Source organism: Stenotrophomonas muris (assembly GCF_052751275.1).
Map to the genome: position 1 here is coordinate 1,242,574 of NZ_CP199879.1, position 24,421 is coordinate 1,266,994.

A 24,421-nucleotide genomic window follows, 5' to 3' on the forward strand; every position below is an offset into this window, starting at 1 on the left:
CAGTGCCGGCGTGTTCGGGTCCTGCATAGAAATACGCCCGCGCGGCGGCCGGCGGTTTGACATTGGTCAAGCGCGTCGCTCGATGGCCTGCGACCGGGTGTCGCAGGAAGAATCCCTGTAGAGCCGAGCCCATGCTCGGCTCACGGGGCAAACGGGATTGCCGGCAGCCGGGCGCGGGCTCGGCTCTACATGAGAGATACGGGCAGGAGGCGGGCGCCTGTCATGTGTACTGAGCTCATGACGCCTTGTCACAAAGAAATCGCCATGGCTTCACGGTTGATTGATCGCATGGAGGGCTATTGTCGTCCTGAGCCTCTCGCTGACGTCCCCCACGTCCTGCGTCGACTTCCTTCCCAGCACAAGCGCCCGTCCGGGCGCCGCTGGCGTCTGTCTGCCTGAAGCATCCGAGATCATCCCCATGGCCCGCGCCGCCCAGTCCGCTTCACCCGTTGCGATCTCTCCGCTCACGCCCGTGCCGATCGGCACTCGCCGCGGCCACTCGCAACCGTTGGATCTCCCAGAACTGGTGCAGCGCGTGCTGTTCGTCGCCACCGAGATGGCCGACTTCATCAAGGCCGGCGGACTGGGCGATGTGGCCGCGGCGTTGCCGCGTGCGGTGCGCGGTGCATGTGATTCGCGCGTGCTGCTGCCCGGCTACCCGGAGGTTCTGCAGCGCCTGCCACAGCTGCGACCGGTGGGGCGGGTCAGCGCCCGAGCCGGGTTGCCCGCGTGCACGATCGGCATGGCGGTGCAGGCCGACGGCCTTCCTATCTACGTGCTGCTGTCGCCTGGGCTGTACGAGCGCGAGGGCTCGCCCTACGTGGATGGGCAGGGACAGGAGTGGAAAGACAACGCGGTCCGCTTCGCCACGCTTTCGCATGCGGCTGCGGAGATTGCGGCCGGGCGCGCCGGGCTGGACTGGGCGCCGCAGCTGCTGCACCTGAATGACTGGCCGGTGGCCATGGCTGCCGCCTACGTACGCTGGGACCGGACAGCCGTGCCGACCCTGCTGACCATCCACAACCTGGCCTATCAGGGGCTGTTTCCCTACGCGCTTGCGCCGGTGCTGGGCGTGCCGGCCGAACACCTGGATGAACTGCACTTCCACGGGCAGATGTCGTTCCTGCAGGGCGGCATCACCAATGCCACGCGGCTGAACACGGTCAGCCTGCGCTACGCGCAGCAGATCACCGCCCCGGATGACGGCTGCGGGCTGCATGACCTGTTGGCGCGCCGGGCGGCCGGCGGACACCTGAGTGGCATCGTCAACGGCATCGACGCCAGCTGGGATCCACGCCGCGACATCCACCTCAAGGCCCATTTCGGCATCGGCGAATGGACCGGGCGCGCCACCAACGCGCATGCGGTGCGCAAGGCGTTCGGGCTGGCGCCGTCGACCGGCCCGCTGTTCGCGGTGGTCTCCCGCCTGGTGCACCAGAAAGGCCTGGACATCACCTGCGACGTGGCACCGCAGATCGTGGCGGCCGGCGGCCAGCTGGTCATCATCGGCGGCGGCGAGCCGCAGGTGGAAGCGCAGGTGCAGGCGCTGGCCCGGCGCTACCCCGGACGGGTGGGCGCATTCATCGGCTTCGAAGAGGCGCTGGCCCGCCAGATGTTTGCCGGCGCCGACTTCCTGCTGATGCCTTCACGCTTCGAACCCTGCGGGCTGAGCCAGATGTACGCGCAGCGCTTCGGCTGCCTGCCCATCGCACACGCGACCGGCGGGCTGGTGGATACCGTCGAGGATGGCGTGACCGGATTCCTGTTCCACGGCGCCAATGCCGATGGCCTGCGCCGCTGCGTGGAACGGGCGATGCGCACCTTCCGCCTGCCCGGCCTGCTGCAGGCCATGCGCCGCGCCGCCATGCTGCGGCCGGGTGGCTGGGATGCGGCCGGTCGCGCGTATCTGGCCCTGTACCAGCAGACCTGCCAGGTGGCCGCATGAGCCACGACAGCCTGCATCTGGCCGCCCTGGAGGATGAAGCGATCACGGAGACGGGATTGGATCAGCGTATCGCCCCGGCGCTGCAGGACCTCGTCCACGCGCGCCCGGCCGATGCATTCGCCTGGCTGGGCCCGCATCGCCAGCCAGAAGGCGGACGCCAGCTGCGCGTGCTGGTGCCGCATGCGCAGCGCGTCGAGGTGATTGCAGACGATGGGAGGCGCTGGAACCTGTCCCCTGGCCCGTTGCCCGGCCTGTTCGAGGGCGCGGCCGGTGACGCGGAGATACCGCTGCTTGCCCTGCATTTCGAACAGGGCGTGGAGCAGGTGCACGATGCCTATGCGTTCGGTCCACTGTTGGACGAAGCCCTGCTGCAGCGGTTCCATGCCGGTGATGCCGATGCGGCGCGGCAGCTGGGTGCGGTGCCGATGCAGGTGCAGGGCATTGCGGGCGTGCGCTTCGCGGTGTGGGCGCCCAATGCCCAGCGGGTCGCCGTGGTTGGCGATTTCAACGGGTGGGACGGCCGACGCCATCCGATGCGGCTGCGTCACACCGCCGGCGTGTGGGAGCTGTTCCTGCCGGGCGTGCAGGCCGGTGCCCGCTACAAATTCCGCATCGTCGGCGCCGACGGCCGGGTGATGCCCGACAAGTTCGATCCGATGGCGCGCTGGGCCGAGCTGCCACCGGCGACCGCATCGCGGGTGCCTTCGGCTGGGCCAATGGAGTGGCACGATGATGCTTGGTTGGCGGCCCGCCGCCTGGCCGGAACCTGCGCACCGCTGTCGATCTACGAAGTGCATGCCGGTTCCTGGCAGCGCAGCGACGATGGTGCGCCGCTGGACTGGGATGCCCTGGCCGACCGGTTGATTCCGTACGTGGCCGGTCTTGGCTTCACCCATATCGAGCTGTTGCCGGTGAGCGAGCATCCCTTCGGCGGTTCCTGGGGCTATCAGCCGCTGGGGATCTACGCGCCGACGGCACGCCACGGCACGCCACAGGCCTTCGCACGCTTCGTGGACCGCTGTCACCAGGCCGGCGTGGGAGTGATCGTGGACTGGGTGAGCGCGCACTTCCCCAACGATGCGCATGGCCTGGCCGGGTTCGATGGCACCGCGCTGTACGAGCATGCCGACCCGCGCGAAGGGGTGCACGCCGACTGGGACACGCTGATCTACAACTACGGCCGCAACGAAGTGGCCGCCTACCTGATCGGCAGTGCGTTGGAGTGGGTGGAGCGCTTCCATGTCGACGGTCTGCGCGTGGACGCCGTAGCGTCGATGCTGTACCGGGATTACAGCCGTGCCGAGGGGGAGTGGGTACCCAACGAGCAGGGCGGGCGCGAGAACCTGCAGGCGGTCGCTTTCCTGCGGCGGATGAACCAGACGCTGCGGGAGCGCTTCCCGGACGTGCTGGTGATCGCCGAGGAATCCACCGCGTGGCCGGGGGTGACAGCGCCGGTGGAGGAGGGCGGGCTTGGCTTCACCCACAAGTGGAACATGGGCTGGATGCACGACACCCTGCAGTACCTGGGGCGCGATCCGGTCCATCGTTCGCATCACCACAGCCAGATCAGCTTCGGCCTGGTCTACGCCTTCTCCGAACGGTTCGTGCTGCCGCTGTCCCACGACGAGGTGGTGCATGGCAAGGGGGCGCTGCTGGCCAAGATGGCGGGCGAGCCGGCACAGCGGCTGGCCCAGCTGCGCGCGTATTACGGCTTCATGTGGGCGCACCCGGGCAGCAAACTGCTGTTCATGGGCGGCGAGTTCGGCCAGGGCCATGAGTGGTCGCACGATGCGGCACTGGACTGGGCACGGGCGGCCAGCAACGAGGGCCAGGGCCTGTCGCGCCTGGTGGGCGACCTCAATAACGTGCTCCGCGCCGAACCGGCGTTGCATCGCGACGAACGCGACGAACGCGGCTTCGACTGGAGCGTGGCGGACGACAGTCGCAACAGCGTCTACGCCTTCATCCGCCGGGATCCTGCCGGCAGCGGCCGCACCCTGCTGGTGGTGACCAACTTCACCCCGGTGCGTCGCGACGGCTACCGGGTCGGGGTGCCGCAACCGGGGCGCTGGAGCGAACGGCTCAACACCGACAGCGCGTATTACGGTGGCGGCAATGCGGGAAACCTCGGCGCAGTGCATACCGAGCCGAGGCCGATGCACGGCCACGCGCAGTCGCTGCGGCTCACGCTGCCGCCGCTGTCCACGCTCTACCTGCAGGTTGATGCATGACCACAGTGGCCCCGCGCCTGGGCGCTTGGCCGGTGGCCGGTGACGGGGTGGAGTTCCGCGTGTGGGCACCGGGCGCAAGGACGATGGCACTGTGCCTGCAAGGCACCCAGCGGCCGATGCAGCGCGACCCGGACGGCTGCCACTGGCTGCGAATACCGGCATCGCATGGCGACCGCTACCGGTTCCGCCTGCCTTCTGGCCAGGACGTGCCCGACCCGGCCTCGCGCTGGCAGCCGGACGGCATCGACGGCGACAGCGCGGTGGTGCTGGATACGGAGGCAGCGCGGCCTGCCTGGCAGGGGCATGCCTGGCAGGACCTGGTGATCTATGAGGTGCATATCGAGGCCGGGGGCGGCTTCGCGGCGTTGACCGCGCAACTGCCGATGCTGGCCGCGCTGGGCATCACCGCCATTGAACTGATGCCGGTCGCGCAGTTTCCCGGGCAGCGCAACTGGGGCTACGACGGCGTGTTCCCGTATGCGCCGGCCCATGCCTATGGCGGGCCGGCAGCGCTGAGGGCCTTCATCGAAGCGGCGCACGATGCAGGGCTGTCGGTGCTGCTGGATGTGGTCTACAACCACTTCGGACCACAGGGCAACCACCTGCGCGACTACGCGCGCGGGTTCTTCCGTGACGACCGCAGCACGCCGTGGGGCGAGGCCATCGACTTCTGCCAGCCCTGGGTGCGGCGCTTTTTCATCGACAATGCGCTGATGTGGTTGCGCGACTACGGCTTCGATGGCCTGCGCCTGGACGCGGTGCACGCCATTGACGATGACCGTTTCCTGCAGCAGCTGGCCGATGAGGTACGTGCGGTGGCCCCGCACGCGCACCTGGTGCTGGAGAACGAGCGCAACCAGGCGCGGTGGCTGCGCGGCGCCTACCAGGGGCAGTGGAACGATGACTTCCACAATGCGCTGCACGTGATGCTGACCGGCGAGCAGGAAGGCTATTACGCGGCCTATGCCGGTCGCGCCGAAGCACTGCTGGCGCGCTGCCTGGCCGAAGGATTCGCCTGGCAGGGTGAACCGGACCTGCGCGGCAATCCCCGCGGCGAACCCAGCGCCGACCTGTCGCCCGCGCGTTTTGTGGTATTCGCGCAGAACCATGACCAGGTGGGCAACCGCGCTTTCGGCGAGCGCCTGTCGATGCTGACCGATCCTGCGCCGCTGCGCGCGGCGCTGGCGCTGACCCTGCTGACGCCGATGATCCCGCTGCTGTTCATGGGCGAGCCGTGGCAGGCGCAATCGCCGTTCCTGTTCTTCACCGACTACGCGCCGCCGCTGGACGAGGCGGTGCGTGAAGGGCGTCGACGTGAGTTCGCTGGTTTCAGCGCCTTTGCCGACGCCGCCGCGCGCGCGCGTATTCCGGACCCGAACGATGCGGCGACCCTGCAGGCGTCGTACACGCCGCCGCCCGGCGATGATCCCTGGTCGCAGCACTGGCTGCGCTGCTCGGGTGAATTCCTCGGCCTGCGCAGGCGCTATCTGCAGCCGGGCCTGCTGCAGGCGCGGTCGCTGGGCGCGCGCGTGCTTGGCCAAGGCGCGGTGCAGGCGGGCTGGCAGTTGCCATCGGGCCAATGGTGGATCGCGATCAACGTGGGCCCTGTGCCGGTGGAGCATGCGGTGCCGGCCGGCGAGTACGTCGTGGGGCCGGACGCTGCCGGGATGCTGCCGGCAGGCGGCGGCGTGCTGGCCTGCTGGGTCGCCGCATGAATACGGATGCAGCGGTGCGGGAGACGGCCCGCCGTGCGGGCCTGCTGGTCCGCTGGACCGACGTGACCGGTGCCGCGCGCGAGGTCGCGCCGGACGTGCTGCGCGCCGTGCTGGAGGGGCTGCAGTGCGAGGCGGTGCCCGAGCACGCTGGCCTGCGCACGGCCTGCTGCGGACAGCTGCTGGTGATGCCGGAGGCAGCCGGCGCAGCGTGCTGGGTGGATGAGCAGGGCGCAGCGTTGCCCGCCCGTGCCGATGCGCAGGGCCGCTGGCGCGTGCCGGACCAGCCGGGTTACTGGCAGTGGCGCCGGGGCGACCAGCAACAGGCGGTTGCGGTGGCGCCACAGCGTGCCTGGTGGCCGCGGGGCACGCTGCGCGGCTGGGGCCTGTCGGCGCAGATCTACAGCCTGCGCGCGCCCGGTGATGCCGGCATCGGTGACAGTGCCGGCTGTGCACGATGGAGCGAGCTGCTGCACCGGCACGGCGGCGACGCACTGGCGTTGAGCCCGCTGCACGCGGGCATGCCACCGGGCCCAGGCTACAGCCCCTATTCGCCCAGCGACCGGCGCTGGCTCGACCCGCTGCAGGTCTCCCTGCCGCAGGTATTGCCCGATGCCGCCAACAGCGTGCTGGGCGGGGACGAGGCGCTGGCGGCGGCGGTGGAAGCGGGGACTGCCGCACGTCGCATCGACTGGCCGCACTCGGCGGCAGTGAAGTGGCGCTGGATACGGCAGGTTCGCCAATGGGTTGCAGCGCAGGCACCGTCGCAGCACGCGCAGATCGAAACCTGGCGTGCCATGCAGGGCGATCCGCTGCGGCACTATTGCCAGCATGCCGCCGACCGGTTCACCGGCAGCGCGGACGACCATGCGTTTGCGCAGTGGTTGGCACAGCAGGGCTGGGCGCAGGTACACGCCACGCTGCGCGACGAGGGCGCTTCGATCGGGTTGATTGCCGACCTGGCCGTGGGCTGCGCGCCGCAGGGCGTTGAGGCACGCACCGGGGGGGCTGATCTGCTGCAGGGACTTGAGCTGGGGGCGCCGCCGGACGCGTTCAATCCGCTCGGCCAGGCCTGGGGCATCACCAGCTGGTCACCGATGGCGTTGCTGCGCGAGGGCTTCGCCCCCTACCTTCGCGTGCTGCGCGCCGTGATGTCCGGCCGCGGCGGGCTTCGCATCGATCACATCCTGGGCCTGCTGCGGCTGTGGGTGTTGCCCCGTGGCGCGGACGCCGGGCAGGGCGTGTACCTGCGCTATCCGTTCGATGATCTGATCAACCTGCTGGTGCTGGAGTCCTGGCGGCATCGCTGCGTGCTGATCGGCGAAGACCTGGGCGTGGTTCCGCCGGGCATGCGCCAGCGGCTGGCAGCCCGGGGCATTCTGGGCATCGAGGTGCTGCCGTTTGCCCGCAACGGCGCGCGCTTCCTGCCGGCGCCGCAGTGGCGCCGCGATGCAGTGGCCATGCCCTCCACCCATGACCTGCCACCGCTGGCCGGTTGGCTGCGCGGGCGTGACCTGCGCTGGCGCGCACGCCTGGGTGAGCTGGCGGATCTGCCAGCGGCACTGCGCGCGCGCGCCAGCGACGCGCAGGCACTGTCTGCGGTGGTTGGCGGCGAGGGCGCGCCGCTGGACGCCAGGGCGTTGTCTCTGGTCGCCCACTCGGCGTCCCGGCTGGCGTTGCTGCCGCTGGAAGACGCGCTGGGCGGTCGCGCACAGGTGAACCTGCCAGGCACCGTCGACGGCCATCCCAACTGGCGCCGCCGCCTGCCGCCGACGTGGGATGCTGACGCGGCCGATGCGCGCGTGGCGCGCCTGAGTGCCACGCGCCGCAGGGCCGGGCAATGACGGGGTTGCGTGCCACCGCGCGCCTGCAGCTGCACGCAGGCTTCGACCTCGGGGCGGCTGCCGCGCAGGTGCCGTACTACGCCGCGCTGGGCGTCAGCCACCTTTACCTGTCACCGATCGCTGCGGCGGTGCCCGGGTCGACGCATGGCTACGATGGCATCGACCCGGCTCGCATCAATCCGGAACTGGGCGGTGAAGCGGGCTTCCGGCAGCTGGCGGAAGTGACGCGCGCGCACGGCATGGGCCTGATCCTGGACATCGTGCCCAACCATCTGGCGGCGTCCCCGCACAGCCAGTGGTGGAGCGATGTGCTGATGCACGGGCCTCGAAGCCCGCACGCAGCTTGGTTTGACATCGAGTGGGAGGCGCCGGGCTGCGAGGGCCGGCTCTGGCTGCCGGTACTGGACCGGCCGTTGCACGACGCGGTACGCGACGGCGTGGTGCGCGTGGTGGTGGACAACGCGCGGCCCGTGCTGCGCCACCATGGCCTGGCATTGCCGTTGTCGCCGCGCAGCCATCCGCTGGAACCCGCGCAGTGGCCGGCGTGGGCCGAACGCTGCAACCGCAGCGTTGAACGGTTGCACACGCTGCTGCAGCGGCAGCATTACCGTCTGGCCTGGTGGCGCACGGCCGGCGATCAGGTGAACTACCGGCGCTTTTTCGATATCAACGAACTGGCCGCGCTGCGGGTGGAGCGCGAGGATGTGTTCGAGGCAGTGCATGCGCTGCCGCTGCGGCTGGTACGCGAGGGATGGGTGGACGGCCTGCGCATCGACCACGTGGATGGCCTGTCCTGCCCGGGCGCGTACCTGCAGCGCCTGCGTGAATCGCTCGACGCCGCCCGCGCGGCCGGCGGTCGTGACCCGCAGACCGTCAGCCTGCATGTGGAGAAGATACTGGCCGAGGGCGAGCAGCTGCCCGACGGCTGGGCCTGCGACGGCACCACCGGCTATGACTTCATGGACCAGGCCGGTGCCTGGTTGCACGATCCGGCGGCTGCACCCGCGCTCTCGCGCACGTGGCAGGCGCTGGGCGGTGACCCGCGCAGCTTCGACCGGATCCAGCAGGACGCCCGCGCCATGTTGCTGCGCCAGGGCCTTCATGCCGACTTCCAGCGGCTGCTGCGCAGCGCGCAGCAGGTCCTGCAGCCGCGGCTGGCCGAAGCCGATATCGGAGTGGCTGCGCTGGCCCGCGCATTGGCTTCCGTGCTGGGGCATTACCGCACCTACCGGCCCTATTCGCTGCAGGGGGCGGGTGAACGAAAGGCGCTGGCGGACGCTTCCGCCGCAGCGCGCCAGGCACTGGACGGTGCCGCACGCGCGGCGCTGGACCTGTTGCTGGCAGCGCTTGCCGGCGAGGCGCAGGCCGAGCGCGTGCTGCGTGCGCGTTTCGGTCAACTGGCCGCGCCGTTGAATGCCAAGTCGGTGGAAGACACCGGGTTCTATCGCTATTTCAGGCTGCTCTCGCGCAACGACGTCGGCAGTGATCCGCAGCGGCTGGGCATGGAGGGGCGCGCGCTGCTGGAACACGCCGCCGCGCGCCTGCGTCGCCATCCCAGGGCGTTGCTTGCGCTTGCGACCCACGATCACAAGCGCGGCGCCGACAGCCGGGCAAGGCTGGCGGTTCTCAGTACCTGCACGTTCGAATGGCGGGACGCTGTGCGGCGCTGGAACCGGATGTTGACCCGCGCCGGCGCGCCGATGCCATTGCCGGGTGCCGAGGCCTACGCACTGTGGCAGGCGCTCGTGGCCGCATGGCCGATGCACGGTGCCCCTGGCGCCGACTTCGCCTCGAGGATGGTGCAATGGCTGACCAAGGCATTGCGCGAGGGCAAGCGGGTCAGCAGCTGGTCAGACCCGGATGTGGCCGTGGAGGAGGCCGCCGCGCAGTGGCTGCACGCGCTGCTGGACGCAGCGCCCTTGCAGCCGGTGCGCGAGGCGCTGGCGACGTTCGTGGCGCGCATCGCGCCGGCCGGCGCCTGCAACGGCCTGGCGCAGCTGTGCCTGCAGCACTGCCTGCCCGGCGTGCCCGACCTCTACCAGGGCGGCGAAGGCTGGGACCTGAGCCTGGTGGACCCGGACAACCGGCGTGCCGTGGACTATCCAGCGCGGCAGGCGTGGCTGCGCGATACGCGCGGGTGGCCCGCGCTGCTGGAAGACTGGCGGGACGGTGGCATCAAGGCATTCCTGCTGCGGCAATTGCTGGAGTGCCGCCGCAGGCACCCGCACCTGTTCCTGCATGGCCAGTTGCAGCCGCTGTCCGCGCCTGCGCGCTCGCCGTGGCTGGCGTTCACGCGCAGGCATCAGGCGCAGGTGCTGCTGGTGATCGTGCGGCGGGGTTCGCCCGCCGCCGTGCCTGGGCCCAGCCTGCACGCCGCGCACGACGTCGGCACCGGCGTAGCACTGCACGGTGTGCCGACAGGCCCCATGCGCAACCTCCTGGACGGGCGCATCGAACATTTCAACGCAACCGCGGACGTGGGCAGGCTTCTGGCTGGCAGCCCGCTGGCGATATGGATCAACGAGGAGACAGGTAGGGATGGACAGCAGGGAACGACGGCAGCGGATTGAGGCATTGGCCCACCAGATCTGGGAAGCGGAGGGGCGCCCGGACGATCAGCAGCAGCGGCACTGGCACATGGCCGAGCGCCTGGTGGAGGCCGAGATTGCCGCGGCGCGCGGCGAGGAGGGCACCGATGGCCAGCCGTAAGTGGACGCAGACCTCGCGCGTGCGCGAAGGCCGGCCGTTCCCGCTGGGCGCGACGTGGGACGGGCTGGGCGTGAACTTTGCGCTGTACTCGCGGCATGCCACCCGGGTGGAGCTGTGCCTGTTCGATGCGCGCAACCGTGAAGTCGAGCGCATCGTCCTGCCTGAGTACACCAACGAGATCTGGCACGGCTACCTGCCGGACGTGCGGCCCGGGCAACGTTATGGCTATCGGGTGCACGGCCCGTATGCGCCGGAGGAGGGGCATCGCTTCAATCCCAACAAACTGTTGCTGGACCCCTACGCCAAGCAGATCGTCGGCGAGCTGAAGTGGGCGCCGCACCTGTTCGGCTACACCCTGGGCCACCGCGATGGCGATCTCAGTTTCGACCGCCGCGACAGCGCCAGCTACATGCCACGCTGCGCGGTGATCGATCCGGCCTTCAGCTGGGGTGTCGAACGTGCACCCGCAACGCCCTGGGACCGGACCGTGATCTACGAAGCGCACGTGCGCGGACTGACCATGCAGCACCCCGATGTCCCGCAGGCCGAGCGCGGCACCTTCTCTGCCCTGCGCCACGACGCGGTGGTCGACCACCTCAGCCATCTGGGGGTGACCGCCATCGAGCTGCTGCCGGTGCATGCCTACGTGGATGACCAGCAACTGCTCGAACGCGGGCTGCGCAACTACTGGGGGTACAACACCATCGGCTTCTTCGCGCCGCAGCCACGCTACCTGTCGCTGGGCACCGTGGCCGAGTTCAAGCAGATGGTCGCGCGGCTGCACAGTGCCGGCATCGAAGTGATCCTGGACGTGGTCTACAACCACACCGCCGAAGGCAATGAGCTGGGCCCTACGCTGTCCTTCAAGGGCATCGACAATGCCAGCTACTACCGCCTGGCCGATGATCGCCGCTATTACATCAACGATACCGGCACCGGCAACACGTTCGACCTGACCAATGCCGGCGCGCTGCGCATGGTGATGGACTCGCTGCGCTACTGGGTGACCGAGATGCGGGTGGATGGGTTCCGTTTCGACCTGGCCACCATCCTTGGCCGCGAGCGGCATGGCTTCGATGCCTCGGGCAGTTTCCTTGATGCGGTACGCCAGGACCCGATCCTGAGCCAGGTGAAGCTGATTGCCGAGCCATGGGACATCGGCCCGGGCGGCTATCAACTCGGCCAGTTCCCGCCGGGCTGGGCGGAATGGAACGACCGCTTCCGCGATACGGTGCGCGCGCTCTGGCGCGGCGATGGCGGCCAGTTGCCGGAATTCGCCACGCGTTTCACCGGCTCGGCCGACCTGTTCGAACATCATGGCAGGCGGCCCTCGGCCAGCATCAACCTGGTGACGGCGCACGATGGGTTCACCCTGCACGATCTGGTGAGCTACAACGATCGCCACAACGAGGCCAACGGCGAAGACAACCGCGATGGCCACTCGCACAACCTCTCCAGCAACCACGGTGTGGAGGGCGACACCGATGATGCGGCGATCCTCTCGTTGCGTGCGCGGCAGATGCGCAACCTGCTGGCCACGCTGCTGCTCGCGCAGGGCACGCCGATGCTGCTGGCCGGCGATGAGTTCGGCCATTCGCAGCAGGGCAACAACAACGCCTACTGCCAGGACAACCCGCTGAGCTGGATCGACTGGGAGCGTGCGGCATCGCCGGCTGCACAGGCGCAGGTGGCGTTCGTACGCCGGGCGCTGTCGCTGCGCCGACGCTATGGCCTGCTGCGCAGGAACCGGTTCCTGCGCGGCGAATACGATGAAGCGCTGGGCCTGCGCGATATCGACTGGCGGCATCCTGACGGCCGCAGCATGGAGGAAGCGGACTGGCATGACGCAGGGCTGCGTGCGCTGCTGATCGTGCTGGACGGCCGCAGCCCGGACAGCGGCCTGCGCGAGCCCGGGCGGCATGTCAGCCTGGCCCTGCTGTTGAACGCCGGGGACCAGCCGCAGCGGTTCAGTGTGTCGGATGAAGCCTTGTCGTTCCGGCGCGTACTGCTGCAGACCGACGAAACGCCGTTGGAGCCGGATGAGGAAGGCGGCTGGACGCTGCCGCCGCGCAGCCTGTGCCTGCTGGCAGCCAGCAGCAGCGCCTGACGGCAGCGCGCGTACAGGCGGTGCTGCGATGACTGGCCAGCGCCGGGCCTTTGCCCGGCGCACCGCAGTCAGCCCATCAGGTAGCGCAGCAGCCCGGCCGAGGCCACGCCGATCAGCACCGTCGGCAGCATCGACAGCCGCGTGGCGGCCAGCAGGGTGATCGCCAGCGCGGCCAGGTCGGCGGGCTTGTCGGCGACGAAATCCGGAGCGATCACCGAGATCAGCACGCAGCCCGGCGCGGCTTCCATCACCGTCACCGCGCGCTTGCCCAGCGTGCGGTTGCGCAGCGCGAGGAAGCCGACGATGCGGGTCAGGTAGGTGGCGGCGGCCATCAGCACGATGGTCAGCACCGAGGACCAGTGGATCAGGCCGTTGAAGATCATGCTGCGTCCTCCGCCAGCAGCCAGGCGGCGGCCAGGCCGGCCAATGCGCCGCTGGCCACGTACCACGCACCCGGGATCAGCAGATAGGTGGCGGCGGCCACGACCAGGCTGACCAGCCACGGGCGCGCGGCCTTCATGCCCTGCCACATGCCGCGCAGCAGCACCAGGAACACGGCGGGGAAGGCCATGTCAAAGCCGTAGGCGTGGATGTCGCCCAGCAGCGGCCCGACGATCGCACCCAGCGCGGTGCAGGCCACCCAGACGGTGTAGAGGCCCGCGGAGACGCCCAGGTAATAGGCCAGGCTGAAGCCGAGCGCACGGCGGCGCGCATCGGCCACGCCCATCGCCCAGCTTTCGTCACACATGAAGAACAACGCCGGCAGCACCCGGCGGCGCGGCAGGTGCTGCAGCAGTGGGGCCAGGCTGGCGCCCATCAGCAGATGGCGGCTGTTGACCAGTGCGGTGATCGCCACGATCAGTGCGATGTGCGGTGGCGAGGTCCACAGTTCGACGGCGGCGAACTCCGAGCCGCCAGCGAAGTTGAGGCCCGTCATCAGTGGCACTTCCAGTGCGCTCAGGCCTTTCTGCGCGGCCTGCGCGCCGAGCACCAGGGCGAAGGGAATGAAACCGATCATCACCGGCACGGCGGCGCGCAGGCCGCGCAGGAATTCGGCACGCGGCGCGGTATCGCAGGTGTCGGGCAGGGGGAGGGTGGTACGGGCGTCCATGGAACGGAACAACGAGGTAGGGGGTGGCCCATGCTAGCGGTCCGATCGCGAAATCGGGTTGCGTTCATGCCACTGGATTCTGGATGATTGATATTTCATGCGGCCAGAAGTGACAAGGGCGGAATCCCATGCAGTATCAGCTCGACAACCTCGATCGGCGTATCCTCGACGCCCTGCAGCGCGACGGCCGCCTGCAGAACCTGGAGCTTGCCCGGCTGGTCGGGCTGTCGCCGTCGGCCTGCCTGCGTCGGGTGCGGCTGCTGGAGGAAGGCGGCTACATCGACCGCTACGTGGCCTTGTTGAACGAGGCCAAGGTGGGCCGTGGCTTCACGGTATTCGTCCGCGTGTGGCTGCGCGGGCAGGACGAGGACACCACCAATCACTTCATCAACAGCATCAAGTCTTTCCCGGAAGTGCTTGAATGCCATCTGATGGCCGGTGACTGCGATTTCCTGCTGCGGGTGGCGGTGGCCGACCTTGATGCCTACCGGCAGTTCCAGATGCAGCACCTGAACCGGATCGCCGGGGTGCAGAACACCAAGACCGAGATTCCGATGCAGCGGATCAAGCAGACGACCCAGCTGCCGCTGTGAAGGGCGGGGGTTTCCGCCAGGGTGGCGCCCGGCACCCGCGGGTAGTGCCGGCCTCTGGCCGGCAACCCCAGAAGCAACAGCCGAAGCAACAGCGTGCATTCCGTTGGATGGCGGGGTGGGTCCGGTTGCAGGGGACGCCGTAAACCCTTCCATGGGGGCTTGGCCGCGGCATTCATGCCGCGGACTCCCCTGCAACCAGACCCACCCCGCCTTCGACAGTTCCCCGCAATCTGCCGGAACGGCATGAACTGCTCCTGGTGGGTGTCGACCTTGGTCGACACGTTTGGGCCGGCACGGGGTCGGATCCCGTTGCTGCGCAACGGGCTCTGACCCCAAGGGCAGATGATCATGTCTGTTCGATTCATTGATTCCTGATGCGTGACTGGCTCCACGGAGCCTGCTCGACGCCAGTGCTGCATTCACGGCGCTGAGCCTTCTGTTACGCCGCCGCCCCACGCTCACTGGTGATGCGTGCACCTTCGCGCATCACCAGGGTCACCGGGGTCTTTTCCACCACCTCCAGCAATCGCTGCCACTGCGCATCGCTCAGCTCGGCACTGGCATGCAGCACGCGGTGCACGTGGAGGCGTCCGTCCTCATCACGTTCCGAGCGCAGCTCGGCATGGAACTCGCCCAGGTCCCAGCCCGTGCGCTGCGCGTACATGCGCAGGGTGATGGCGGTGCACGCCGCCAGCGAGGCCAGGTACAGGTCGAACGGCGCGAAGCCCTTGCCCTGGCCGCCCAACGAGGCGGGCTCGTCCGCATCCACATCGACGCTGCCATTGCTGATGTGGTGCAGGTAATTGTCGGCGGTCGAAACAATGCGTGCGTAGGCCATCACATTCTCCATCTATCCATGGCGTCGAGCCACGCTCGATTAAACCCACTGTAGCGTCGAGCCATGCTCGACGGCTCCCCAAAGGCGGCGCCAGCCAAGACCGGCGCCGCCACCCGGTTACTCGGTACGATCGTACGAGAACTGGATGCCCGCCGTACCGCCGGTTTCAATGAAGAGGTTCATGAAGGCCGGCACCGTTTCCGAACGGGCCCAGTCGCGCTGCAGCTCGCAGAACAGCTGCGGCACGCTGATCAGCTGGCCGCCGGCCTGTTCGATGCGGCGCAGCGCGGCATCGTGCGCGGCCAGCGAGGTGCCGCCGACGGCGTCGACCACCACATACACCTCATAGCCTTCCTTCAACGCATCCAAGGCCGGGAAGGTCAGGCAGGCCTCGGTCCACAGCGCGGTCATGATCAGCTTGCGGCGGCCGGTGGCTTCCACCGCCCTGCGGAACTGGACGTCTTCCCAGGAATTGATGGTGGTGCGGTCGTAGGTCGGATAGTCACCCAGCACCTGGCGCAGCTGCGGAATCGGCGGCTTGTTCAGGCCGGTCTTGACGTTCACCGTCGAATGCACGATCGGCAGGCCATAAGCCACTGCGGCTTTGGCAGTGCCGACGATGTTGTTGACCAGCAACTGGCGGTCCATCGAAGCAATGGAGTTCACCTGCACCGGCTGGTAGTCGATGATGATGAAGGCGGAGTTCTGCGGGGTCAGCAGATGATCGCTGGCCGGGTCGCGGATCGGTTCACTGGACATGATGGGTCTCCGGTTGAGAGGCGTGCCGACAGCGGGCCGGCACCCCGGGCGTAGGTCAGCTGCGCTGCGAATCCAGCGGCTCGTGGTTCTTCTGCACGTCCTGCGCCTTCAGGTAGCTTTCGATCAGCAGCTGGTAGTTCGGGAAGATCTTCGTGTAGACCTCGGCCCACTGCTGGGCATCATCGCGGTTCCAGCTGCGCTGGATCTCCGAGGCCACCGCGGCGGTGTCCATCGGCACCACGCCGGCCTGCACCACCCGGGCCAGGGTGATCTCCTCGGCCATCTTCGAATAGGTGCCCGAGGCATCGATGACCGCGAACACCTGATAGCCATCGGCAACGGCGGCAATGGACGGGAAGGCCATGCACACGCTGGTGATGGTGCCGGCAATGATCAGCTGCCTGCGGCCGGTGGCCTTCACTGCGGCAACGAATTCCGGGTTGTCCCAGGCGTTGATCTCGCCCTTGCGCGCCACGTACCGGGCATGCGGGGCTGCGTCGTGGATCTCCGGGATCAGCGGGCCGTTCGGGCCCTGCGGAACAGAGGCAGTGGTGATCACCGGCATCTTTGCAAGCGTGGCCATCCTGGCCAGCGCGGTGGCGTGGGCGCGCACGCGGGTGAACGGCATGTCACCGATGGTCTGGAACAGGCCGCTCTGATGGTCGATCAGCAGCATCGCGGCGTTGTCCGGATCGATCACCGGGCGGGCACCGTTGAAGTTGGCGGGGGTACTCATGGTCAGTCTCCTGGAAAAAGCGGGCGATGGCCCGGAGGGTGCGGCGGGCCATCGCCCGCCGCTTGAAACGATCAGTGCGCGATCTGGCCGAAGCGGCCGCTGTTGAAGTCGTTGACCGCCTGCGCGATCTCGGCCTGGCTGTTCATCACGAACGGGCCATAGCCCACCACCGGCTCGTCGATCGGCTCACCGCTGAGCAGCAGTACGGTGGCGTCGCTGTCGGCGTCGACGAACACGTCCTCGCCGCTGCGGTCGAAGGTGACCAGCTGCGCTTCGCCGACCGGCTGGCCGCCGTTGATCCGCACCGTACCCTTCAGCACCACAAGCGCCAGCGTGCGGCCCTCGGCCACCGGCAGGTCGGTGTGGTGGCCCTGCTGCAGGCGGATGTCCCAGACATCCATCGGCGTGTGGGTGCGCGCCGGGCCGGCATGACCGTGGAAGCGGCCGGCGATGACCCGCACGCGGCCGGCGCCATCGGGCAGATCCACCGAGGGAATCTCTGCGTCGAGCAGGGTCTGGTAGCCCGGTGCGCCCATCTTGTCGCGCGCCGGCAGGTTCACCCACAGCTGGACCATGTCCAGCGTGCCGCCGCGCCTGCTGAATTCCGGCGTGTGGAATTCCTCGTGGAGGATGCCGGAGGCAGCCGTCATCCACTGCACGTCACCCGGGCCGATGGTGCCGCCGGCCCCGGTCGAATCGCGGTGGGCGACCTCACCCTCATAGACGATGGTGACGGTCTCGAATCCGCGATGCGGATGCTGGCCGACGCCACGCGGCGTATTGCTGGGGGCGAAGGTGTACGGGCCGGCATAATCCAGCAGCAGGAACGGGCTGAGGTGCTGGCCGTGGGTGTTGTAGGAAAACATCGAGCGGGCGGGGAATCCGTCGCCCACCCAGTGCGGGCGCGGGGCGCTGTAGGTACCGGTGACACGCTTCATGGCGATCTCCTGGCCGGGGATGCCGGCCGCTGTTCTTCGTTGCGAAGACGATATCGCCGTGACAATAAGGCCGGTAGACGCCAATATTTGCCGTCATAGTCCTATCTGGTGAACAATGTCTGCAGGCCGTGGCCGCAGGAGATCGCCCCGTGTTCATCGCAGATATCCGCCGTTGTGACCTCAACGACCTGTTCTACTTCGCCATGGTGGTCGAGCATGGCGGCTTCTCGCAGGCCGGCCGGGTGCTGGCGATGCCGAAGTCGAAACTGAGCCGGCGCGTCGCGCTGCTGGAGGAACGGTTGGGCGTGCGCCTGATCCAGCGTTCGACCCGGCGTTTCTCGGTCACCGAGGTCGGCCAGGACTACTACCGCCACTGCAAGGCCATGCTGGTCGAAGCCGAAGCGGCCGAGGAAGCCATTGCGATGTCACGTGCCGAGCCGCGCGGCACCATCCGCCTGGCGTGCCCGATCGCGATCCTGCACGCGCGCATTGGCACGATGCTGGCCGATTTCCTGGCCCTGCACCCGCAGGTGACGGTGCAGCTGGACGCCACCAACCGGCGCGTCGATGTGGTGGGCGAGGGTGTGGACGTGGCGATCCGCGTGCGGCCGCCGCCGCTGGAGGACAGTGACCTGGTGGTACGCGTGCTGGCGCGCCGGGTCTGGTGCACCAGTGCCAGCCCGGCGCTGCTGCAGCGGCTGGGCACGCCGCAGGTGCCGGCCGACCTGGCGATGATGCCGACCGTGGATCTGGCATCGCCCAGCCAGCAGCATGCCTGGGAATACACCGGGCCGGGCGATGTGCTGGCCAGCGTGCACCATCGCCCGCGGCTGGTCAGCGATGACATGATCGCGTTGCGCACCGCCGCGGTGGCCGGGGTGGGCCTGCTGATGCTGCCGCGGATGATGATCAGCGACGAGCTGGCCAGTGGCGCGCTGGTGCCGGTACTGCCGGAGTGGGTGCCCAAGCACGGCATCGTGCACGCGGTGTTCCCGTCGCGACGCGGCCTGTTGCCTGCGGTGCGTGCGCTGATCGACTACCTCGCCGAACGCTTCGAGGCGCTGGAGGAACCGTAGATCCTCCATCCACGCCATGCGTCGATGATGCTTTCGTGGCGCGGCTTGCCGCCTGCGGCCCCGCAGCCCACAATCCACGTCCGGACCGTCGCCATCACGCCCATCATTCCCCGGTCCGGCCTTGGCACCTATGTCTCCCAATGCCCTGGCGCTGGTCGAGCTGCTGATCCGCGAGCGCCGTGCGTTGTCCCGCTTCGTCGCGCGCTACCTCGACCCGGCCAGCACCGAGGACACCCTGCAGAACCTCTACCTGAAGGCCAGCAGCGTGCCCGGCGATCCACCGATCCTGGAGCCGCGCGGTTATCTGTACCGGATGGCCTACCACCACGCGCTCAACCGCAGCCAGGCCGACGCCCGCGAGCGGCGCGCGATGGCCGAGTACGCCACCGGCATGGCCGAGGCAGGCCACGACGGCGAGGCGCAGGCGCTGGACCAGGCGCAGCTGCGCGAGATCACCCAGACCATCCTGGCCCTGCCGGCCCAGGTACGCGAGTGCTTCGTGCTCAACCGCTACCTGGGCCTGAGCGAACGCGAGATTGCCGCGCGCCTGGGGATCTCCAAGAGCCTGGTCGGCAAGCATGTGCTGCGCGCAGCGCTGCTGATCCAGCAACAGCAGCGGGGAATGGGCCGATGAGCGGCGATTGCCGTGGGCAGATCGTGCCCGCCGTTGTCACAACAGGAAAGCGCACCCATTCGCGGTGCGGCAGGCCACAACCATGACCACGTCCGAACCCTCGCCGCGTCAGGCCAGGCAGGCGTTGCGCTGGGTGATACGGTGCAGTGCAGGCCCGTTGCCGGAACGCCAGCAACGCACCCTGCAGCGCTGGCTGCAGTCCGATCCGCGCCATGCGCTGGCCTGGCGCCAGCAGCAGGCCTTCTGGCAGCGGTTGGACGCTGCCGGGCCCGAGGTGCTGGCCGCGCTGCCCGAGCTGACCGCCGACCGCCAGGGGCTGCGTCCGATCGCACCGCGCCGTCGCCTGCCGTGGCTGCTGGCATCGGCTGCGGCCGTGGTGCTGATGGTCGCGGCCGCTCCGCATGCGTTGCTGCTGGCGCGCAGTGATGTGCGCAGCAGCGATGCGCCACGAGTGGTGCAGCTGGCCGATGGCAGCACGGCGGTACTCGATGCCGGCACCGCGCTGGCACTTTCGTTCGATGACCGGCAGCGCCACCTGCGCCTGCTGCGCGGCCAGGCCTGGTTCCAGGTAGCGCACGAGGCTCGCCCGTTCCAGGTCGAGGCAGCGGGCGGCCTGGTCCGTGACATCGGCACTGCCTTCAGCGTGTCGATGCTGGATACCACGGTCACCACCCAGGTCAGCGCGGGTGTGGTCGATGTGCGCCCGGGCGATGGCAGCGTGCAGCGCCTGCATGCCGGACAGGCACGCGCGTTCCGTGACGGGCACTGGCTGCAGCCGGTGCAGCTGGAAGATCCGGAGAGCATGGCGCCGTGGCGGCGTGGCGAGGTAGTGATCGATGATCGGCCGGCCGCGCAGGCCATCGCCGACCTGGCGCGCTACCGTCGTGCCCCGGTCTGGGTACTGGGCGGGCAGGGCGCACGCATACGGGTCAGTGGCCTGTTCCACCTGCAGCAACCGGACACGGCCATCGTCGCCGTGGCCGCGCAGGCGGGACTGCGCGTGCAGCGCTTGCCCGGTGGTGCGTTGCTGCTGTGGTGAAGCACCCGCGGAACATGGACGAACCGGTCGCATGAAAAAAAACATGAAAAAACCGTGGGCAGTCGTCGCAGCCCGCTGTCTATAGAGGTATAGCCAGAGCGAAACAGCGTTTCTTCTCAAGCCAGACACACCACCGGGCACCGGACGTGTCCGTGGTCCCGCCCCGCTTGAGGAGTTCCTGTCCATGCCGTCCACGGCATCCGCCTGTCATCGTCGCGCCACCGCTCTGGCCCTGGCTGTTTCCACCGCATTGCTGCAGTTGGCCTGGGTGCCGGCCGGGCAGGCGCAACCGGCGGTCGTCGCGCCGCTGCGCCAGTACGCCATTCCGGAACAGCCCCTGGCCGACGCCGTGCGTGCCTTTGGCCGCCAGGCCGATGTGCAGGTGGTGTTCCGCAGTGACCTGGTGGAAGGCCGTCGCTCCAGCGCGGTGAGCGGCGAGTACAGCCAGATGCAGGCCCTGCAGCTGCTGCTGCGTGGCAGCGGCGTGCGCGCGCAGCGTGGCATGGACGGCACCTGGAGCCTGCGTGCCGTAGCGGAGGCGGGTGAAGGGGAAGGGGTGCGGGTGACCGAGACACTGGACGTGGCCGGTCGCCTGCAGTCGGAAGGGGGCGAGGCCCGCGATCGGCGCGGCTACGATGATGTGTTCGCGCTGGACATGGCCACGGCGTATTCGGGGCGCGACCGGGTGGAGCGCTACCGCGGCTCCAATCCGGCCGACGTGGTCAAGGATCTGGTCGGTGTGTTCAGCGGCGATGCGCGCAACAGTGGCGCGCTGGACATCAACATCCGCGGCATCCAGGGGCCGGGGCGGGTGCCGGTCAGCATCGACGGCGGCGAGCAGGCACTTACGGTCTGGCGCGGCTACAACGGCGTCAGCAACCGCAACTACATCGATCCCAACCTGATAGGTGGCATCCAGGTCATCAAGGGGCCGGGGCTGGTGCGCGATGTGCACAGCGGGATCGGTGGCGCGCTGGTGATCAAGACCATCGACGTCGATGACATCGTGGAAGCGGGTGAGCGCTTCGGCGGGGAGCTGAAGATCGAAGGCAGCAGCAATGCGGTGGCGCCACGCCTGCCGCGGCTGCATACCGGCGAGGACTACCGCACGGTGCCCGGGTTCCCGCAGGGCTCGCCCTCGGCACCGTATGCCGACAGCACGCTGCTGGTGCCGGTGAAGTCGCGCGGTTCGGAAGCCAATGTGTTCGCCGGCGAGGACCAGGCCTGGCGGCTGGCGCTGGGCCTGCGCGGCGAACACGTGGACCTGATGGCCGCGTATGCCTGGCGCAAGCGCGGCAACTACTTCTCCGGCACCCAGGGCACGGCGTACTACGACCAGGACCCGCGCGAGCAGTTCGAGTACAAGGGCCTGGACTACATCACCACGCTGGCGCGCTACTTCAAGCCCGGCGACGAGGTGCCCAACACCTCCAGCGAGCAGGAATCGTGGCTGCTGAAGGCGACCTGGCAGATCAACGATGACCAGCAGCTGCGCGCCACCTGGCGGCGTACGCTCTCCCACTACGGCGAGATCATGCCCTCGCGCATCCTGTCCGCGCCCGACTACGGTCGCATCCAGTGGCCGCTCAGCCGCGTCGATGCCGATGCCTGGAACCTGGAATACCACTGGCAGCCTGCCGGCAGCCGCTGGCTGGACCTGCGTGCCAACCTGTGGCGCACCGAAACCACCAGCGATACCTACACCGCTGGCGGCTTCCCCAATTTTGCCAGCAACCCCGACTGGAACCCCGGCAGCAGCCCGATCCTGCGCAATACCGCGCTGGCCAATGCCCGCAACGACCGCACCGGCCTGACCCTGAGCAACCGCTTCGCGTTGCATTCCACCCTGGACCTGACGGTGGGCGGCAACTGGCAGTTCGAGAAACTGCGCTCGGCGGACCCGTACTTTGGCGTCAGCGATGGCTGGCGCATGTACCCGCGCGCCGGGCGCCGCCAGGAAGGCGAGGGCTATCTGGTGCTGGACTGGCGGCCGGTGGATTTCCTCTCCCTGAGCGCCGGCGTGCGCTACGCGCGCTATTGGGCCTTCGATGATTTCCTGCAGGAACACCCGGAACTGATGACCACCTCTGTGTTCCCCAAGGAGGCCCGCTACCGGGTCAACGAACTGCCTGAGCGCCCGGCCAGCCTGCAGGGCGAGATCGACGCCATCGAGGCGCAGCGCGCGTTCTGGGACAGCATCGGCATGGGCTTCATCGTTGATGATCTGCTCAAGGGCCTGCTCAGCAGGTATGAGACGCCGGTTGCGGTGGAGCACAGCATTCCGTGGCTGCCGGATGCGGACGGCAACTACAGCCGTGCCAGCAACCCGTGCCTGAATGGTCAGGTGGCGGCCATTCCCGGGCTGTTGCCGGTGCAGGGCGCGCAGATCCTGTGCAGCATCCAGAACGGGCGGCCGCAGACGGTGGCCGGGCGCAACGAGCGCAGGCGCGACCATGCCTGGCTGCCGACCTTCTCGGCCACCGCGCATTTCTCGCCCAATGCGCGCGCCTATGTGCGTTACAGCGAGGCGGTGCGTTTCCCCAGCATGTTCGAGAGCACCATCGCGTTCTCCAGCAGCCTGAACCCGCTGTACCCGCTCAAGCCCGAACACGCCTACAACTACGAAGTGGGCTACGTGCACAACCTGTCGGCGCTGTTCGGCAACACCGCCGATGCCGACGTGAAGCTGGCCTACTACGTGCACAAGACCCGCAACGTGATCGAGCGCGACGGCAACTTCCTGTTCGACAACCTGGACAAGCAGCGCATCCGCGGCCTGGAGTTGCAGGCGCGGTTCGACAACCGGCGCTTCTTCACCGACCTGGGCATCACCCGTACGCTGGAAAACAAGGTCTGCGACGAAAGCATGGCGGTGCAGCTCGATGCGCTGGCCGGCAAGGTGCCCAACTGCGTGCAGGACGGCTTCGTCAGTGGCTACCTGCTGACCCAGGCCATTCCCCGGTTGTCGGTGAACGTGTCGCTGGGCACCCGGCTGTTCGATGAGCGCCTGGAGCTGGGCAGCCGCATCGTGCATTACCGGCGCCACCAGAACCCGGACCTGCAGGCCTACCGTGATCGCCTGTACGCCGGCAGCGGTGGCCTGATCTGGCAGAACGTGCCGTTCACCTGGGGAAACATCACCACCGTCGATGCCTACGCGCGCTGGCGCTTCAATGACCACACCAGCGTCGAGCTGGTCGGCACCAACCTCGGCAACCGCTACTACGTCGACCCGGCCACGCGCTCCACGCTGCCGGCGCCGGGGCGCACGCTGAAGCTCGGTGTCACTGCGCGCTTCTGATGACCTGCCTCGTTGTTGTACCCGTTGTTCCCTCAACCCAAGGAGTAGTTCCATGAAGATGATCTCCCGTTCCGTACTGGCCATGGCCGCCACCTTCGCCCTGGCCGGTGCCGCGCAGGCCGCCGACATCGTCGGTGCGGCCAGCCCGGCCACCGATTCGCAGCTGTACGTCAAGGTCGGTGCCTCTGAAGTCAACGGCGGCCCGCACAGCGCAGGCAAGGCCGGCATCGGCGTCGGCACCGTCTCCAATGGCAAGCCGGTCGACTTCCAGGGGCTGGCGGCCTACTCGGCCCCGACCACCGTCAACGGCGTTACCGTGCGTACCCTGGCCATGCCGATCACCGGTACGCCGGGCAGCCATTCCGGCATGGGCCACTTCAACTTCGTCAAGGTGGGCAGTGGCGATGTGTGGTTCGGTGAATGGTCCAAGGACGGCGCCGCAGGTGGCTTCAACAACCGCCAGGTGTACTTCGCTGGTGACCGCGCCGGCACCACCCTGCCCAGCGGTACCGCCACCTACGCGGTGGCCGGCCTGAACCGGTTCAATGGCAGCAACCTGCTCAGCGGTACCTTCGCGGCGAACTTCGGCACTGGCAAGCTGACCGGCGGCCTGACCGGTGGTGGCCAGACCCTGGCGATCAGCGCCAACATCAACAGCGCCGATGCATCCTTCGCCGGCACCGCCGTGGCCAACGGCTCGGTCACCGGCAACAGCCAGGGCCAGTTCTTCGGCGCCAATGCGGCCACGCTCGCCGGTATCGCCACGTTCGCCGGCAACAGCCAGTACGACACCGCCTTCGGCGGCAGCAAGAACTGATCGCCACGCCCCTGACGGGGCAGGGCAGGGA

The 24,421-nt window shown here is 68.6% G+C and carries 19 protein-coding genes; 13 read left to right on the forward strand and 6 right to left on the reverse strand.

The features are described from left to right. Positions 1-556 precede the first annotated feature (556 nt). From glgA to glgX, 7 genes are read left to right on the forward strand one after another with little or no spacing between them, the layout of a single operon-like run. On the forward strand, positions 557-1,945 hold the full coding sequence (glgA, locus tag ACUVWL_RS05580; protein ID WP_440565111.1) for a glycogen synthase GlgA: 1,389 nt from the start codon (positions 557-559) through the stop codon (positions 1,943-1,945). Further along, the gene (locus ACUVWL_RS05585) at positions 1,942-4,176 is read left to right on the forward strand and encodes a 1,4-alpha-glucan branching enzyme (RefSeq protein WP_134808963.1); all 2,235 of its coding nucleotides are present in this window, start codon (positions 1,942-1,944) and stop codon (positions 4,174-4,176) included. The genes glgA and ACUVWL_RS05585 overlap by 4 nt, the downstream gene beginning before the upstream one ends. Further along, the gene (gene treZ, locus ACUVWL_RS05590) at positions 4,173-5,891 is read left to right on the forward strand and encodes a malto-oligosyltrehalose trehalohydrolase (protein ID WP_445978899.1); all 1,719 of its coding nucleotides are present in this window, start codon (positions 4,173-4,175) and stop codon (positions 5,889-5,891) included. Before ACUVWL_RS05585 ends, treZ begins: the two co-directional genes overlap by 4 nt. Beyond that, on the forward strand, positions 5,888-7,732 hold the full coding sequence (locus tag ACUVWL_RS05595; RefSeq protein ID WP_445978900.1) for a 4-alpha-glucanotransferase: 1,845 nt from the start codon (positions 5,888-5,890) through the stop codon (positions 7,730-7,732). Before treZ ends, ACUVWL_RS05595 begins: the two co-directional genes overlap by 4 nt. Beyond that, the gene (gene treY / locus ACUVWL_RS05600; protein WP_445978901.1) at positions 7,729-10,302 is read left to right on the forward strand and encodes a malto-oligosyltrehalose synthase; all 2,574 of its coding nucleotides are present in this window, start codon (positions 7,729-7,731) and stop codon (positions 10,300-10,302) included. The genes ACUVWL_RS05595 and treY overlap by 4 nt, the downstream gene beginning before the upstream one ends. Further along, entirely contained in the window at positions 10,271-10,441 is a 171-nt protein-coding gene (locus ACUVWL_RS05605; protein ID WP_014647380.1) for a DUF2934 domain-containing protein, read from the forward strand. The genes treY and ACUVWL_RS05605 overlap by 32 nt, the downstream gene beginning before the upstream one ends. Then, positions 10,428-12,548, forward strand: a complete 2,121-nt coding sequence (gene glgX, locus ACUVWL_RS05610) for a glycogen debranching protein GlgX (protein WP_134808959.1) — start codon at positions 10,428-10,430, stop codon at positions 12,546-12,548. Before ACUVWL_RS05605 ends, glgX begins: the two co-directional genes overlap by 14 nt. Positions 12,549-12,616: 68 nt before the next feature. Here glgX and ACUVWL_RS05615 read toward each other — a convergent pair whose 3' ends face one another. After that, entirely contained in the window at positions 12,617-12,931 is a 315-nt protein-coding gene (locus ACUVWL_RS05615; protein WP_014647378.1) for an AzlD family protein, read from the reverse strand. Further along, on the reverse strand, positions 12,928-13,659 hold the full coding sequence (locus ACUVWL_RS05620) for an AzlC family ABC transporter permease (RefSeq protein WP_049439472.1): 732 nt from the start codon (positions 13,657-13,659) through the stop codon (positions 12,928-12,930). The genes ACUVWL_RS05615 and ACUVWL_RS05620 overlap by 4 nt, the downstream gene beginning before the upstream one ends. Before the next feature lie 128 nt (positions 13,660-13,787). Between ACUVWL_RS05620 and ACUVWL_RS05625 the strand changes: the two genes are divergently transcribed. Further along, positions 13,788-14,252, forward strand: a complete 465-nt coding sequence (locus ACUVWL_RS05625) for an Lrp/AsnC family transcriptional regulator (protein ID WP_005413654.1) — start codon at positions 13,788-13,790, stop codon at positions 14,250-14,252. A gap of 439 nt (positions 14,253-14,691) precedes the next feature. Here the strand turns inward: ACUVWL_RS05625 and ACUVWL_RS05630 are convergent, their stop codons facing one another. The 4 genes from ACUVWL_RS05630 to ACUVWL_RS05645 all read right to left on the reverse strand — a co-directional run bounded on the left by ACUVWL_RS05630 (position 14,692) and on the right by ACUVWL_RS05645 (position 17,523). Continuing rightward, on the reverse strand, positions 14,692-15,090 hold the full coding sequence (locus ACUVWL_RS05630; protein WP_445978902.1) for an OsmC family protein: 399 nt from the start codon (positions 15,088-15,090) through the stop codon (positions 14,692-14,694). 117 nt (positions 15,091-15,207) lie between these two features. Continuing rightward, positions 15,208-15,849 carry a hydrolase gene (locus tag ACUVWL_RS05635; protein WP_032962577.1) on the reverse strand — a complete coding sequence of 214 codons (642 nt, stop codon included), beginning with the start codon at positions 15,847-15,849 and terminating at the stop codon, positions 15,208-15,210. 55 nt (positions 15,850-15,904) lie between these two features. Then, complete coding sequence (locus ACUVWL_RS05640; RefSeq protein WP_014647352.1) at positions 15,905-16,585, reverse strand: hydrolase; 681 nt, start codon at positions 16,583-16,585, stop codon at positions 15,905-15,907. 71 nt (positions 16,586-16,656) lie between these two features. After that, entirely contained in the window at positions 16,657-17,523 is an 867-nt protein-coding gene (locus ACUVWL_RS05645) for a pirin family protein (RefSeq protein ID WP_014647351.1), read from the reverse strand. A 149-nt stretch (positions 17,524-17,672) separates the two neighbouring features. On the opposite strand from ACUVWL_RS05645, the gene ACUVWL_RS05650 reads away from it, so the two are divergent. The 5 genes from ACUVWL_RS05650 to ACUVWL_RS05670 all read left to right on the forward strand — a co-directional run bounded on the left by ACUVWL_RS05650 (position 17,673) and on the right by ACUVWL_RS05670 (position 24,390). Continuing rightward, the gene (locus ACUVWL_RS05650; protein ID WP_241886913.1) at positions 17,673-18,599 is read left to right on the forward strand and encodes a LysR family transcriptional regulator; all 927 of its coding nucleotides are present in this window, start codon (positions 17,673-17,675) and stop codon (positions 18,597-18,599) included. Positions 18,600-18,729: 130 nt separating this feature from the next. Further along, positions 18,730-19,233, forward strand: coding sequence for an RNA polymerase sigma factor (locus tag ACUVWL_RS05655; RefSeq protein WP_014647349.1), 504 nt, complete (start codon positions 18,730-18,732; stop codon positions 19,231-19,233). An 82-nt stretch (positions 19,234-19,315) separates the two neighbouring features. Next, positions 19,316-20,272 (forward strand): FecR family protein, encoded by a 957-nt coding sequence (locus ACUVWL_RS05660; RefSeq protein ID WP_134808946.1) that lies wholly within the window; start codon positions 19,316-19,318, stop codon positions 20,270-20,272. A 184-nt stretch (positions 20,273-20,456) separates the two neighbouring features. Next, positions 20,457-23,573 (forward strand): TonB-dependent receptor domain-containing protein, encoded by a 3,117-nt coding sequence (locus tag ACUVWL_RS05665; protein ID WP_445978903.1) that lies wholly within the window; start codon positions 20,457-20,459, stop codon positions 23,571-23,573. A 52-nt stretch (positions 23,574-23,625) separates the two neighbouring features. Then, complete coding sequence (locus ACUVWL_RS05670) at positions 23,626-24,390, forward strand: Slam-dependent surface lipoprotein (RefSeq protein WP_014647346.1); 765 nt, start codon at positions 23,626-23,628, stop codon at positions 24,388-24,390. Positions 24,391-24,421: the final 31 nt, after the last annotated feature.

Excerpts from the sequence above, each read along its gene's own strand:
- ACUVWL_RS05655 (WP_014647349.1), top strand. The coding sequence starts at position 18,730 with ATGTCTCCCAATGCCCTGGCGCTGGTCGAGCTGCTGATCCGCGAGCGC.
- ACUVWL_RS05660 (WP_134808946.1), top strand. The coding sequence starts at position 19,316 with ATGACCACGTCCGAACCCTCGCCGCGTCAGGCCAGGCAGGCGTTGCGC.
- ACUVWL_RS05620 (WP_049439472.1), bottom strand. The coding sequence starts at position 13,659 with ATGGACGCCCGTACCACCCTCCCCCTGCCCGACACCTGCGATACCGCG.
- ACUVWL_RS05615 (WP_014647378.1), bottom strand. The coding sequence starts at position 12,931 with ATGATCTTCAACGGCCTGATCCACTGGTCCTCGGTGCTGACCATCGTG.
- ACUVWL_RS05595 (WP_445978900.1), top strand. The coding sequence starts at position 5,888 with ATGAATACGGATGCAGCGGTGCGGGAGACGGCCCGCCGTGCGGGCCTG.
- ACUVWL_RS05625 (WP_005413654.1), top strand. The coding sequence starts at position 13,788 with ATGCAGTATCAGCTCGACAACCTCGATCGGCGTATCCTCGACGCCCTG.
- ACUVWL_RS05630 (WP_445978902.1), bottom strand. The coding sequence starts at position 15,090 with ATGGCCTACGCACGCATTGTTTCGACCGCCGACAATTACCTGCACCAC.
- ACUVWL_RS05640 (WP_014647352.1), bottom strand. The coding sequence starts at position 16,585 with ATGAGTACCCCCGCCAACTTCAACGGTGCCCGCCCGGTGATCGATCCG.
- treZ (WP_445978899.1), top strand. The coding sequence starts at position 4,173 with ATGACCACAGTGGCCCCGCGCCTGGGCGCTTGGCCGGTGGCCGGTGAC.
- ACUVWL_RS05585 (WP_134808963.1), top strand. The coding sequence starts at position 1,942 with ATGAGCCACGACAGCCTGCATCTGGCCGCCCTGGAGGATGAAGCGATC.
- ACUVWL_RS05645 (WP_014647351.1), bottom strand. The coding sequence starts at position 17,523 with ATGAAGCGTGTCACCGGTACCTACAGCGCCCCGCGCCCGCACTGGGTG.
- ACUVWL_RS05635 (WP_032962577.1), bottom strand. The coding sequence starts at position 15,849 with ATGTCCAGTGAACCGATCCGCGACCCGGCCAGCGATCATCTGCTGACC.
- glgA (WP_440565111.1), top strand. The coding sequence starts at position 557 with ATGGCCGACTTCATCAAGGCCGGCGGACTGGGCGATGTGGCCGCGGCG.
- ACUVWL_RS05665 (WP_445978903.1), top strand. The coding sequence starts at position 20,457 with ATGCCGTCCACGGCATCCGCCTGTCATCGTCGCGCCACCGCTCTGGCC.
- glgX (WP_134808959.1), top strand. The coding sequence starts at position 10,428 with ATGGCCAGCCGTAAGTGGACGCAGACCTCGCGCGTGCGCGAAGGCCGG.
- ACUVWL_RS05670 (WP_014647346.1), top strand. The coding sequence starts at position 23,626 with ATGAAGATGATCTCCCGTTCCGTACTGGCCATGGCCGCCACCTTCGCC.
- ACUVWL_RS05605 (WP_014647380.1), top strand. The coding sequence starts at position 10,271 with ATGGACAGCAGGGAACGACGGCAGCGGATTGAGGCATTGGCCCACCAG.
- treY (WP_445978901.1), top strand. The coding sequence starts at position 7,729 with ATGACGGGGTTGCGTGCCACCGCGCGCCTGCAGCTGCACGCAGGCTTC.